Source organism: Extensimonas perlucida (genome assembly GCF_007655255.1).
Taxonomy (GTDB): Bacteria; Pseudomonadota; Gammaproteobacteria; order Burkholderiales; family Burkholderiaceae_C; genus Extensimonas; species Extensimonas perlucida.
Window position 1 is genome coordinate 39,497 of record NZ_VMYE01000017.1, and the last position, 13,351, is coordinate 52,847.

At 68.6% G+C, this 13,351-nt stretch carries 8 protein-coding genes; 3 read left to right on the top strand and 5 right to left on the bottom strand.

The window, feature by feature from the left end; all coding sequences use genetic code 11:
• Positions 1–44 precede the first annotated feature (44 nt).
• From FK527_RS13060 to FK527_RS13070, 3 genes are read left to right on the top strand one after another with little or no spacing between them, the layout of a single operon-like run.
• Positions 45–284, top strand: coding sequence for a hypothetical protein (locus FK527_RS13060; RefSeq protein WP_144734662.1), 240 nt, complete (start codon positions 45–47; stop codon positions 282–284).
• Positions 277–1,386 carry an ABC transporter permease gene (locus tag FK527_RS13065; protein WP_144734665.1) on the top strand — a complete coding sequence of 370 codons (1,110 nt, stop codon included), beginning with the start codon at positions 277–279 and terminating at the stop codon, positions 1,384–1,386. Before FK527_RS13060 ends, FK527_RS13065 begins: the two co-directional genes overlap by 8 nt.
• Positions 1,383–3,047, top strand: a complete 1,665-nt coding sequence (locus FK527_RS13070) for an ABC transporter ATP-binding protein (protein ID WP_144734668.1) — start codon at positions 1,383–1,385, stop codon at positions 3,045–3,047. Before FK527_RS13065 ends, FK527_RS13070 begins: the two co-directional genes overlap by 4 nt.
• 178 nt (positions 3,048–3,225) lie before the next feature.
• On the opposite strand, the gene FK527_RS13075 is transcribed toward FK527_RS13070, so the two are convergent.
• The 5 genes from FK527_RS13075 to FK527_RS13095 all read right to left on the bottom strand — a co-directional run bounded on the left by FK527_RS13075 (position 3,226) and on the right by FK527_RS13095 (position 13,321).
• Entirely contained in the window at positions 3,226–3,843 is a 618-nt protein-coding gene (locus tag FK527_RS13075; protein ID WP_144734672.1) for a copper-binding protein, read from the bottom strand.
• Between the two features lie 256 nt (positions 3,844–4,099).
• On the bottom strand, positions 4,100–8,395 hold the full coding sequence (locus tag FK527_RS13080; protein ID WP_144734675.1) for an Eco57I restriction-modification methylase domain-containing protein: 4,296 nt from the start codon (positions 8,393–8,395) through the stop codon (positions 4,100–4,102).
• Positions 8,396–8,623: 228 nt separating this feature from the next.
• Positions 8,624–12,682 carry a DEAD/DEAH box helicase gene (locus FK527_RS13085; protein ID WP_246072803.1) on the bottom strand — a complete coding sequence of 1,353 codons (4,059 nt, stop codon included), beginning with the start codon at positions 12,680–12,682 and terminating at the stop codon, positions 8,624–8,626.
• Positions 12,683–12,755: 73 nt separating this feature from the next.
• The gene (locus tag FK527_RS13090) at positions 12,756–13,046 is read right to left on the bottom strand and encodes a type II toxin-antitoxin system RelE/ParE family toxin (protein ID WP_144734678.1); all 291 of its coding nucleotides are present in this window, start codon (positions 13,044–13,046) and stop codon (positions 12,756–12,758) included.
• On the bottom strand, positions 13,034–13,321 hold the full coding sequence (locus tag FK527_RS13095) for a CopG family ribbon-helix-helix protein (RefSeq protein ID WP_246072805.1): 288 nt from the start codon (positions 13,319–13,321) through the stop codon (positions 13,034–13,036). Before FK527_RS13095 ends, FK527_RS13090 begins: the two co-directional genes overlap by 13 nt.
• Positions 13,322–13,351 lie beyond the last annotated feature (30 nt).

Consider the following 13,351-nt stretch of genomic DNA (forward strand, 5'->3'; position numbering starts at 1 on the left):
TGCTGTCACACAATGCAAGCCATTGACGAATCAGGAGCAGGATCATGCGCGTGAATGCAGGTTTCGAGGGCGAAGCCGAACAGCAGCTCAACTTCCTGGCCGAGGCTAAGGGCCTGGGCGTGAGCGAGGTGTTGCGCACCAGCGTGCAGCGCTATGACGAGCAGCTGCGCGCGCAGCGCAACGGCCTCGCGCATTTTTCGGCCTTCATCGGGCGCGGGCACAGTGGACACAGCGACATCGCCTGCAGCTACAAGATCCATCTGGCCGCAGGCAGCCATGGCTGAATTTGCAACGAACGCCGTGGGCGGCCCTGACCCCGTCACCGCCGACGCAGGGCTGCTCCCCGCGATCGACCCCACGCCGGGCTGGTCGCCCGCGTACCGCGCGTGGCGGCGCTTTCGGCGCAACCGTCTCGGCTACGGCAGCCTGATCGTCTTTTGCGCGCTGGTGCTGCTGAGCCTGGCTGCGGAGCTCATCAGCAACGACCGGCCGCTGCTCGTGCGCTATGAAGGCCAGCTCTACTTTCCCATGCTGCGCGACTACCCTGAAAAGGTCTTCGGCGGCGACTTCGAAACCCCCACCGACTACCTCGACCCTTTCATCCGCGAGCGCCTCGCGCAAGGCGGCAACTGGGCGATCTACACGCTCAATCCCTACGGCGCGAACACCATCAACTACTTTGCCAAGTACCCCAACCCCGCGCCGCCCACGCGCGACAACTGGCTGGGCACCGACGACCGCGGGCGCGACCTGCTCGCGCAGCTGATCTACGGCTTTCGCGTGAGCGTGCTGTTCGCGCTCGTGCTCACCTTTACGGGCGTGCTGCTGGGCGTGCTCACGGGGGCCATGCAAGGCTTTTTCGGCGGCAAGGTGGACTTGGCCTTTCAGCGCTTCATCGAAATCTGGAGCTCCATGCCCGAGCTGTATTTGCTCATCATCTTCAGCGCGGTGTTTGCGCCCAGCGTGGCGCTGCTGCTCGTGCTGCTGTCGCTGTTTGGCTGGATGGGGCTGTCGGACTACGTGCGCGCCGAATTCTTGCGCAACCGCCAGCTCGACTACGTGAAAGCCGCGCGCGCGCTCGGCGTGGGCAACTGGCAGATCATCTGGCGCCACATCCTGCCCAACAGCCTCACGCCCGTGGTGACCTTTCTGCCCTTTCGCATGAGTGCGGCGATTCTGTCGCTGACCTCGCTCGACTTCCTCGGCCTGGGCGTGCCGCCGGGCACACCCAGCCTGGGCGAACTGCTGAGCCAGGGCAAGAACAACATCGATGCGTGGTGGATCTCGCTCTTCACCTTTGGCGTGCTCGTGCTCACGCTGCTGCTCCTGACCTTCATGGGCGACGCGCTGCGCGACGCGCTCGACCCGCGCAAGGCCGACCGATGAACAGCGCCACGAGCACCCCGGCCACGCCGACGACCTCCGCGACGCCGCTGCTCGAAGTGCAGGACCTGTGCGTGCGCTTTGGCAGCAAAGAGGTGGTGCGCCACGTGAGTTTTACCGTTGCGCCCGGCGAAAAGCTCGCGCTCGTGGGCGAGTCGGGCTCGGGCAAGACGCTCACTGCGCTGAGCCTGCTGCGCCTCGCGGGCGAGGCCACCATCAGCGGCCAGGCCAGGCTGCGCGGGCGCGACCTGCTCGCGATGAGCGAGCGCGAGCTGTGCGCCGTGCGCGGCGGCGAAGTGGCCATGGTGTTCCAGGAGCCGATGACGGCGCTGAACCCGCTCATGACCGTGGGCCGGCAGATCGCCGAGGTTTTGCAGCTAAAGAAGGCGCTCACGCCCGCACAGTCTGCGCAAGCAGCTATCGAATTATTAGCAAAAACCGGCATCCCCGAGCCCGCACGGCGCGCCGGCGCCTACCCGCACCAGCTCAGCGGCGGCCAGCGCCAGCGCGCCATGATCGCCATGGCGCTCGCGAGCGAGCCCGCGCTGCTGCTCGCCGACGAGCCCACCACGGCGCTCGACGTGACGCTGCGCCGGCAAATCCTCGACCTGCTCGCCGACCTGCAGCGCCAGACCGGCATGGCCGTGCTGCTCATCACGCACGACCTGAACCTCGTGCGCCGCTTTGCCGACCGCGTGGCCGTGCTCGAGCATGGCGTGCTGGTCGAGCAAGGCCCCGTGGCCGAACTCTTTCGCGCGCCGCAGCACCCCTACACGCACCGCCTGCTCGCCAGCCGCCCGCAGCGCGACGTGGTGGAAGCCCCTCCGCCGCCCGGCTCTACTGCCAACATCCTGCCGGTGCTGCAGACGCAAGACCTGGGCGTGAGCTACCCCGTGCCGCTGCCGGGCTGGCGCGGCTGGTTCAGGCAAGGGCGCTTCGAGGCCGTGCGCGGCGCCACGCTGCAGCTGCTGCCGGGGCGCACGCTGGGCGTGGTGGGCGAGTCGGGCTCGGGCAAGTCCACGCTCGCGCAGGCCATCCTCGGCCTGCTGCCGCACACGGGCGACTTGCAGATCGCGGGGAAGCGCTGGCAGCCGCCGGCCACACGCAATGTGCCCGCCAACCAGGCGCTGCGTCGGCGCGTGCAGGTGGTGTTCCAGGACCCGTTCTCGTCGCTTTCGCCGCGCCTCACGGTAGAGGAGATCGTCGGCGAAGGGCTGCGCGTGCACGCCCCCGCGCTCGACGCAGCCGCGCGGCGCCAGCGCGTGCAGACCGCGCTCGCCGAAGTCGGCCTGACGGCGGCGCAATACCCCGGCCTGCTCGCGCGCTACCCGCACGAATTCTCAGGCGGCCAGCGCCAGCGCATCGCAATTGCGCGCGCGCTGATCGTGCAGCCGCACATCCTCGTGCTCGACGAGCCCACGAGCGCGCTCGACGTCACCATCCAGCAGCAGGTGCTGCGCCTGCTGCAGCGCCTGCAGCGCGAAAAGGGCCTGAGCTACCTGCTCATCACGCACGACGTGGAAGTGGTACGCGCCATGGCACACGAGGTGATCGTGATGAAAGACGGCGCCGTGCTCGAATCCGGCCCCGCGCTGCAAGTGCTGCAGGCGCCGCGGCATCCGTACACGCAAAGGCTGGTGGAAGCGGCGGCGCTCGCGGATTGAGCCACGGCGCGGGCGTGCGGATGCACTGGCGATTTGCTCTTTTGCTTCGCTCTTTTTTCTGAAGCAAAAATGAGTGATGAAAAAAAGCGCCTTGTGCTTTTTCAGAAAGCACAAGGCGCTATATTTTTTGAGCAAAAAACCCCGGAATTCCCCTCCGAAGGTAACGTCGCAGCGCGGCTCAGTGCGGCTCGGCACCAGGCTCGACGACGATGGCCACCGAGCGCGTGATGCGGGCCTTGACCTGGTCGCCAACCTTGACTTTTTCGAGGCGCGCCGGATCGCTCACATGCACGTCGTACAGGCGGTCGTTGGCGTCGTGCAGGGTGACGACGCTGTGCTCGCGGTCCACGGCCTCGACGTTGGCGACCACGGTGATGCTCTGGCGTGCGAGGCCGCCGGGCTGGCCTTCTGCCAGGGAACGCTCGCCCACGCGCTCGACGCGCTCACGCACGCCCGAGCCGTTCTGGGCCAGCTCCAGTGCGACGCTGACACGGTAGCGCACGTGCACCATGTCACCGCGCTGGATTTTTTCGAGGTTTTGCACCTCGGGGCCGACCTGGTAGATCGAATACCCGCCGTTGGGCCGCTTGATCACGACCTGGCGCGCATCGGCATCGACATCGACCACCAGACCGGTGCCGCTGACGGTGACGTTGTTCAGGGCGCTGCCCTCGACCTGATGGTGCCGGTACGCCGCATGGGGCTTTTGCGCCAGCGCGGCGGGCGCGGCCAAGCCGAACGCGGCCGCCAGGGCCAGCGCCGGCAAGAGCGGAAAGGTGCGGGTTTGCGTCTTCATCGTTCACTCCTTTGCAGTGGAAAAGAAAGGCCGGGTGCGGCAAGCGGCGTGCAAAGCTGTGCTCGATCTTGGGCCGGCGTATGGGCAGCATCTGTACCCCCGAGCTGAAACAGAGCATACCCTGCAAAAGCTGCAGCACGCAGCCCGCATGCCACCTATGCGACGCGACCTGCTTTGCCTGCGTCCCTGCGCCGAGGAGAAGTTCTCATAACAATAGCATCTTATGCTTATGGGGAAAGCGCAAAAGGCCACTTTCTCAGCTCTGCAGCAGCGGCAAAAGCGCCAGGATGTCCTGCCGCGTGCGGTAGTGGCCGAAGGCTTTTTCGTCCTGCTCGCGCACGATGGGGAAGGTATCCAGGATGTAGGCCGCGTCGTCGGCAGCCAGGCCGTAGAGGTGAAAAAAGAGCACGTCGAGCGCCGCGAGGCGTGCGCGGCGCTGGGCCTCGTCCCAGACGATGGGCGCGAGCGGCTGGCCGGCGGCGTCCACGTAGCCGAGGTCGCGCGCAAACGGGGCCAGGTCGTGCGCGGTGTAGCTGAGGGCCAGCACCTGCGGCACGACGAAGTCGGCCACCGTGGGCTGCGGGTGGTGGCCGTTCATGAGCCCAGCGGCACGCATCGCGGCGGCAAACGCGGCCGGCAGCGGGGCGTCGAAGCGCTCGGGGGCGATGACGGGGAGTTGTTCGAGGATGAACCAGTTGACGCTTGTGCTTTGGACTTTCTGGCGCGTGACGAAGTCAAATGCCAAGGAGTTCATGGTTGCAAGCAAAAGCGCCGCTATGCGGGGATAGTCGGTCTCCGCACTCGACTCTGGAAGAAGCAGTGGTAGCTTGTTGCCAGCTGCCACACCGGGAATGATGGCGGCGATCATCGTGCGCGCATCGGTGGCACGGGCAATGTCACGAAAACCCAGCGCCCATTCGCGGCGCTGGGCCTGCGGAATATCGCTGAAACGCACCCAATACTGCGGCGCCGGGTAGTAATCCGGCTGCTGCTTGGCTTCGGTTTGCGTGCGCGCGGACAGGGTGGCGACCTTGAGGTTGTCTTCGTTCACGTCCACGCTGGCGGCGCGGTGGTCGTAGTGGTAAATCATGCGCCCCACGTACAGCGGCAGCGCCCATTCATCCCCCTTGCGCCAGCGGTTCAGCGGCGCGCTGTGCCAGCCGGCGGCGCGCAGCTCCTCGGGTTTGAGGAACTTGCCGGAGTCGTTGGTCATGTCGAACATGCGCATGTAGCGCACCGGCCAGGCGCGCTGCTCGGGCTGCGCGCCGTGCGCGTGGCGCACCAGCACGGGGTGCTGGGCATAGAGGCGCAGGGTGATGTCGGCGTCGCGCCGGTGGCGAAAGATCGGGGCCGCGCCGGTGTTGGGGTTGACGCGCGCAAAGTCTTGGGCGGTGAGCTGCAGCGTGCGCTCGGGCTCGGTGTCGAGCTCTTGCAGGCTGTGCAGGTAAAACGCGCAGCGCGTGTGCGCAAAGCGCCGCTGCGGCCCGCCGAACAGCAGCACGCAGAATTTGAAGCGCGCGTCCACGTCGGGGAAAAAGACTTTGCGGTTCTCGAAGTCGAACAGCGCACCCAGCCGGCCGCTGCGGCTCAGGCCGCTGAAAAAGGGCGCCGCGCCCTTGTCGGCGGCGATGCCGCTGGGCGTGACCAGCGCCACGATGCCGCCCGGCGCGGCCAGGGTTTGCGCGCGCTCGACGAACAGGCTGTAGAGGTTCAGGTCGCCGCCGCCCAGCAGCGGGTAGTCGCCGCTGCCGAGCTTGCCGTTGCCCAGCACGCGCGCCTGCGTTTCGGCGCGGGCGCTGGCCTCCTGGTACTGCTGCCACAAGTCCACATGCGCGTGCGCGCCGCTCGCGCTCGGCGACTGCGGCGCGTGTTTGAGCGCCTCTATCATGCGGCGGCGGTCGGCCGCACGCGGCTGCGCGGCGATGGCGCGGTCGCGCTCGGCAAACCATTCGACCTCCTGCAGCTTGATGCGGTCCCACGGCGGGTTGCCCAGCACCAGGTCGAAGCCGCCGCGCCCGCCCGGCCCGAACACGGTGGGGAAGCTCGTCCACCAGTGGAAGAAGGTCTCGCGCGCGGCCAGCGCCCGCGCTTCGCGCATGAGGGCGTTGGCGGCCTGGGTGTCGGGGTCGCTGGGGTCGTCGCCGTCCAGCTTGCCGCGCAGCAGGGTTTCGGGCAGGTTGACCTGCGGCGCGAGCAGGCGGCGCAGCGCGGCCAGGCGCTCGGGCTGGTCTTTGAGCAAACGCGCGAGCTGCGCGGGCTGCTCCACCGGCCAGCCGGGGATGAGCCAGCGCAGCGCGCGCCAGAAGTCGAGCACGGCGTGCACGGGCGCAAGCTGCGCCTGCGCCTCTTGCGCCAGGCGCTGCGACTGGTGCACTTCGCTGATGTCGGCGTCGGTCAGGTCGGCCACCTGCGCGAGCGCCTGCGCGGCGAGCTGCAGGCGCTGCAGCTCGCCCTGCTGGAACAGCGTGCCCAGCCGCTGCAGGCCAAGCTCGACGGCGTCGAAGCGTTCGCCGTGCAGGCTGTCGCCGGTTTGCAGGTGGTGGTCGAGGAAAGACAGTGGCGCGCCCACGGTGAAGGTGTGCAGCCACAGCGCGGTCTTGGCCAGCTCCACGGCCATGGGGTTCTTGTCCACGCCGAAGATGCACTTTTTGAGGATCATGCGGCGCACGATGTGCCGGTCGTCGAGCTGCGTTTCATCGAGCGCCCAGCCGTGCGTGGCGGCGTTGGCGCGGATGCTGCGGCGGATGTGCGCCAGGCGCGCGAGCACGGGGCTTTGCCACGGGCGGCCCTGCTCCACCAGGTGCGCCGACCAGGGCTGCGCGGCGATGCGCAGGCTTGCGGCGGCGCTGGCTTCGAGCGCGCGGTCGGCCAGGTCATCGACCAGCGCGACCAGAAAGTGCCCGCTGCCCATGGCCGGGTCACAAATCTTGCACTCGAGCAGCGCGCTGGCCGGGTCGAGCTGGTCGAGCAGCTCCCATTCGGCGGGATTTAGGGCGCTTTTTTTGCTCCACTTTTGCAATTGCTCTTCGAGCGCCTGCATGCGCTCGGCGGCCAAAAGGCCCACGGATTCGCGCAGCACCAGGTGCACCAGCTCGTCGTGCGTGTAGTAGCTGCCCGAGACCTTGCGCGCAAAGCTCGCGGGCAGCGCCACGAGGCGGTCGGGCGCGGGCTTGTCCTTGTCGCTGCCCTGCGCCGGCACCTCGTGCACCAGGGTGTATTCGAGCAGGCGCTCGTAGATGCCGCCCAGGTGCGCCACCGACAGGTCGCGGTAGTTGATCCAGCCCTTGAGCACTTCTTCGGCGCGGCGCGAGAGCGCGTCGATGATGGGCGCCATGACCTTGTCGGGCACCTTGGTGCGCTCGAGCAGCGGCGCACGCGCGCGGTGGAACAGGCCGCCGTTGTACGCGGGCATGCCTATGAGGTCGTCGCCCTGGTCGATGAGCTCGAACACGCCTTTGAGGCGCAGCCATATCTGGCACACGGTGCCCGAGAAGGCCGCGCCCGCGTCCACGCGGTCGCGCACCTCTTCGCGGATGCGGCGCACGCTGTAGTCGTGGTAGCGCGCATCGCGCACGGGCAGCAGGTGGCGGTCTTCGGCGTAGAACAGAAACAGCAGCCGGTACAGCAGCACCAGCGTGGCCTCGCGCACTTCGTCGAGGTAGGCGCGCGTGAACTGGCGCGGCGCAAGCAGGCCACGGCCCACGGGCTGCGTCTGCGCGTGCAGGTCGGCGCGCGTGAGCGCGTCGGCCAGTTGCGCGAAGATGTCGTGGAACACGCGCGCGCCCAGGTCTTGCGCGACTTTTTCTTCGTACAGGCGCGCCTCGTCGAGCGCCAAGGCGTGCAGGCTGCGGCCCGCGTCGTCCCAGGGCTGCGGCAAAAAGGCGCTGCGCTGGAAAAACAGCACGAAGAGCCGCAGTGCGTGCTCGGGCGCGGGGTCGTCGGGGTGCGGCGGCACGCCGGGCACGCCGGGCACACCCAACGCGGCGGCAAGGTTGACCTCGAAAAACTCCTCCGAGCGCGAGCGCGCGTTTTGCCAATACAGCCGCCACACGGCGCCGTTGGTGAGGATGCCCCACTGCACCGCGCGCTCGCTGACCACGTCGGCGCGGCTCAGGTAGCGCAGCATTTGCGACGAGGGAGCGTCGGGCTCCAGCAGCATGTCGCCGCGGTCGAGCGGGCGCAGCCAGCGCTTGGCCTCGAGCACGGCGATGCCGTGGCGGTAACGGCGCTCGTCGCGCGCCTCGGCCAGCGCGGCGGCCTTGTGCGCGGGGTCGGCAAACAGCAGGCTGTCGGGCACGTCCTCGCGCCGCTTGCCAGAGAGGTTGACCTGCGGCAAAAAAGCATCGCCCCAGCCGAGCGCGACCAGCACCTTGTGGATCAGCTCCTGCTCGGTCTGCGCCTCGTTGAGCGTGGTGCCGGCGTCCAGCCCCGCGTAAATGCCTTGCAGCGCCGCGCGCAAGGCTGGCCAGCGATGGTCGTCCAGCGCCTGCCAAGCGGGCGTCTCGGCGCAGCCGCGCAGCAAAAAATCCTGGGTGAACAACTGGCCTTGCATGGGGGTGGGTGGGGTGCGGGTGGATGCTGCGGTACAGGCGGTACAGGCGGTACGGGTAGGCTGGGTTGCAACCCAGCCTACGCCACGGAACGCGGCAAGTGTAATGGTGCGCCCGGCGCGCGGTGGCGGCAACCCATACTATCGTTTGCGAAGCTGCTCATGCAGGTGTGGTGCGGGCAAACGCGGGAAATGAGCATTTACCCTCGCATCGTCTCGCGCACCCGGCGCCTACTCCAGCGGCCGCAGCAGCTCGGCCAGATCGTCCTCGGTGAAGAGCGGCTCCTTGCGCGCGCTGGCGCCGCTGTACATGCTGTTCGCGAGCTCGGCCTTGCGCTCTTGCAGCGCGAGGATGCGCTCTTCGATGGTGCCCTGCGCGACGAGCTTGAGCACCCACACGCTTTGCGTCTGGCCGATGCGGTGCGCGCGGTCGGTGGCCTGGGCTTCGACGGCGGGGTTCCACCACGGGTCGTAGTGGATCACGGTGTCGGCCTGCGGCAGGTTCAGCCCCACGCCGCCGGCCTTGAGGCTGATGAGAAAGAGCGGCACTTCACCGCTCGTAAAGCGTTCAATCACTTCATCGCGCTTGCGCGTCTGCCCCGTGAGCTTGGCCCACTGCAGCTTGTGCTTTTGCAGTTCCTGCTCGATCAGCGTGAGCATGCTGGTGAACTGCGAAAACAGCAGAATGCGCCGTCCTTCGGCGAGCATTTCGGGCAAGAGCTCCATGAGCTGCTCGAGCTTGGCCGAGGTCTTGACCTTTTTCGCGGCGTCGAGCGGCACGAGGCGCGGGTCGCAGCACACCTGGCGCAGCTTGAGCAGCGCGTCGAGGATGGTGATCTGCGACTTGGCCAGGCCCTTGGCCGCGAGCGCATCGCGCACGGTTTTTTCCATGCCCAGGCGGATGGTTTCGTACAGGTTGGCCTGCGCGCCCGAGAGCTGCACGCGCAGCACGGTTTCGACCTTGGGCGGCAGCTCGTGCGCCACCAGCGCCTTGGTGCGGCGCAGCATGAAGGGCGTGATGCGCGCGCGCAGCTGCGCCAGGCGCTCGGCGTCGCCGTGCTTTTCGATGGGTGTGCGGTACAGCTCGGTGAAGCGCTTTTGGCTGCCCAGAAAGCCCGGCATCAGAAAGTGAAACAGGCTCCAGATTTCGCCCAGGTGGTTTTCCATGGGCGTGCCCGTAAGGCACAGGCGGTGGCGCGTGTCGAGCGCGTACACCACCTGCGCGGCGTGCGTGCTGGCGTTTTTGATGTGGTGCGCCTCGTCGAGCACCACGAGGTGCCAGCGGTTTTGCAGCCAGCGCTCGCGGTCGCGCGGCAGGATCGAATACGGCGCGATGACCAGGTCGTATTCAGCGAGCGTCTGCGCCACCTCATGCCGCTCCTTGCCGTGCAGCACCAGGCTGCGCAGCTGCGGGCAAAAGCGCGCGGCCTCGCGCTGCCAGTTGCCCAGCAGGCTCACGGGGGCAATGATGAGCGCGGGGCGGTCGAGCCGGCCCGCGTCTTTTTCGACCTGGAGGTGCGCGAGGGTCTGCAAGGTCTTGCCCAGGCCCATGTCGTCGGCCAGGATGCCCGCGAGCCCATGCGTGCGCAAAAACTGCAGCCAGTTCAAGCCCTGCTGCTGGTAGGGGCGCAGGCTGGCCTGCACGCTGGCGGGCACGGGCACTTCGGGCAAGGCGGCCTGGCCGCGCAGCTGCTGCAGCAACGCGCGCAGCGCCTCGGCGCCCTGCCACTGCGCGCCCTCACCGAGCGCGGCGCTGGCGCGCAGCGCCTCCAGGCGCGACAGGCGCAGTTCGTCGCCCACGAAATCGTGCCCGCGCTCGCCCACGAGTTCGAGCAGCGCGGCCATCCAGGGCTTGAGCGGCTCGGTAGGCAGGCGCACGAAACCGTCGCCGCCCGGCATGGGCAAAAACACATGGGGCGGCAGCGTAGGCTCGCCCGTCACGGGGTTGGGCGGGTGCGCGGCTGCTGCGGCGATGAGGTCTGGCAGCCAGGGCAGGATGTTGTGGCGCTGGCCGTCGATCTCCATGCCCAGCGAGAGCGTGAACCAGGGCGAGGTGCTGTCGTCGCCTTCGAGCAGGCCCTCGCCCTCGGCCCCACCCGCGCCCGCACCTTCAGGGCGCATGCGCACGTCGAGCACGTCGGCATGGCGCACCCAGCCTGCGAGTTCGGGCGCGAGCGTGAGCGCAAAGCCCTCGGCGCGCAGCGGCGCAAAGTCCTGCTCGAACCATTCGAGCCAGGTACTTTGCAGCGCCGGGCCGGGCAGGTAAAAGCGCCCCGCGTCCGTGCCCAGCAGGCCCAGCGCCTGCAAGCGCGCAAAGGCTGCGCGCTCGGCCTCGGGCTGGCGCACGAGCAGGATGCGCTTGGTGCTGGCTGCAGCATCCGTGGAGCCCGCTGCAGAATTGGCCGCAGCTTCCGCCGTGGCCATCGCGACCGCACCGACCGCACCGACCGCACCGACCGCACCGACCGCACCGACCGCACCGACCGCACCGACCGCACCTTGGCCAGCACCTTGGGCCGCGCCTTGGCTTGCATCGCCCGCCGCGGCGGGCGCATCGAGCAGCGCGGGCGCGCCGTCCAGCCCCCACCAGCCGCGGTGGCCCTGGTAGTCGAACTGCAGCTGCGCGGTGATCAAGCCCTGCACGGCGCGCTCGGCGGGCGGCGTGGGCGCAAGCGTGAGCCAGGCTTGCGGTGCGCCGCCGTCGATGCGCTCTATTTCCGGCAGCACCGGCGGCAGCGGCAGCCGGCCCAGGCGCTGCACGAGGTGGCTCTGCTGCTGGCGCAGCGCGCGCTCGTCCAGGGCCGGGGCGTGCAGCAGCAGTTCGAGCTGCGCGGGCGTGAAGCCGCCGGTCTGCAGCAGGCCGGTCTGGCCGAGCTCCAGGTCGAGGTACAGCGGCGGATCGTTGAGGCACAGCCAGACGCGCTGCGGGCCTGCGCCGGTGGCGCCTGCGCTGCCGGCTGGGGCGGGCGCTGCGGCGGAGCTGGGCGCTGCGGCGGGGCTGGGCGTGGAAGCGGCGGCGAGCGCAGGGGCAGAGGCAGCGGCGAGCGCAGGGGTGGAGGCAGCGGGCGCGCTGGATGCGGCGGCCATGTCGGCTGCGGCTTCTGCTGCTGTGGCTTCTGCTGCTGCAGCGGCGCTTGGTGCTTGCGCCAGCTCGGGCGGCGGCGCCTCTTGCACCGAAACATCTTGCACCGGCGCCTCTTGCACCGGCGCCTCTTGCACCGGCGCGGCGAGCCGGGCGCAAAGTTGCCAGAGGCCGGGCGCTGGCGCCTCGGCAGCAGCATCCGCCTTGGCGCCGGGCTTGGCGGCTGCCGCGGGCTCAGCCGCCTTGCCGAGGGCGCGCGCCTTGTCTGGCGCCACCTCCTGCCACGTCCATTCGATCGCGCGCGGCGGCCCCCAGCGCAGCGGCGTGCCGGGCTCGTCGGCATCGTTGGCGGCAAACAGGCGCCCCGTGCCTGCGGCCAGCTCAAGCGCCATCACGCTCAACTGGCCCGAGAGCACGGCGCTCGGCAAGCCGCCGCCGTAGTGGTGGTAGTAGCCATACGAGGACGCTTGCGGCACGCTCGCGAGCAGCTGCAGGACTTGCCGGTCGGCTTCGCTCGCATGGTCGTAGGCCATGTTGCCGGGGCCGGGCGGGGTGCGGATGCTGCGCGGCTTGGTCCAGCCGCCCGCGACTTTGGGCGTGGACACCACGGCCTCCAGCCGCAGCAGGGGCCGGCGCGAAGTGCGGCCCTGCAGCGAAAGCAGGTACAGATATTGGTCGATGCGCGGCGCGCGGCGCTCGGCCTGCATGGCGCTCGGCCTGGGGTGGGACGGTTGCAGCTCGGCGCTGTCGAGCGCTATCAGCCAGTCGAGCAGCCTGGCCTCGGCCTGCAGGCGCTCCTGCTCGGCGCGCTGCGCCTGCAACCGCTCTTGCGCCTCGGGGCTGAGCTCTGGCGCCGCGGCCAGCGCAGCGGGCGCGATGCCGTGCATCTGCAGCCAGCGCTGCCCCTGGTACGCCGCCTTGAGCGAGAGCGCGACCGCGTGCTTGCATTGCACACCCACCGGGCAGGTGCAAAGGCCCTGCCAGGACTGCAGCACGCCCTTGTGCTGAAAGGCCAGCTGCACGACCACCTCGTAAGGCTCACGCTGCGTACCCTGCACCTCGCCGCTGATCTGCCAGCGGTCCGCAAGCGCCTCTATGCGCATGCTGAGCACACGCTGCCCACGGTACAGCGCCGCACCGCGGTCCCAACTGCCATACGCGCACAGCGCACGCAGCGAGTCGGGGTCGAACCAGGTGTTCATGGTCATGAAAATTCAGGGTGAAAAATCGGTTTTGCGCAGATGCAATAAGCGTAAATAGCTATCAATAAATGAGATTTTTTCAAAAACCCACTTCTTTCTGGTGCCGCACCGCCAGAATCGTCACGACATCTTGGCCGATACGGTAGCGCGCCACGTAGCCGCTATCGCCAAAGTCGATGATCCACTCGCGGAACTCTTCGGGCATGTCCTCGACGGGACGGCCAAGGCCTGGCTGCTGCTCCAGCACCTGCACCGCTCGGCGAATGGCCTTTACCGCACGCTTCGCTGCGTCCAGGTTCTTGGGGGCAAGAAAGCGGTAAAGGCGCTGCACGTCGCGCAGCGCCGGCGGCGTCCAGATCAAGCGTGGCATGCAGGCGGTTCGACGTCATTGCCCTGTTCGAGCTGGGCCAGCCAGGCATCGGCCTCGTCTGCGCGCACATGCGCTCCAGTGTTGCGGTATGCCTCCCAGGCCCTGAGCGTGTCTTGGCGAAACGCCTCGCGCTTTTCCTCGCGCTCAAGGTACTGGGTGATCGCCTCGCGCATCAACCAGTGCGGCGTGCGCTGGCGTGCCTCGGCCAGGCGCTTCACGCGGGCCTTGGTGTCTTCGTCGATCTTGATCGCCACGGGGCGAGCGGCTGCAGCCATGGTGGCCTCCATCACGCTTACGGGTATCAC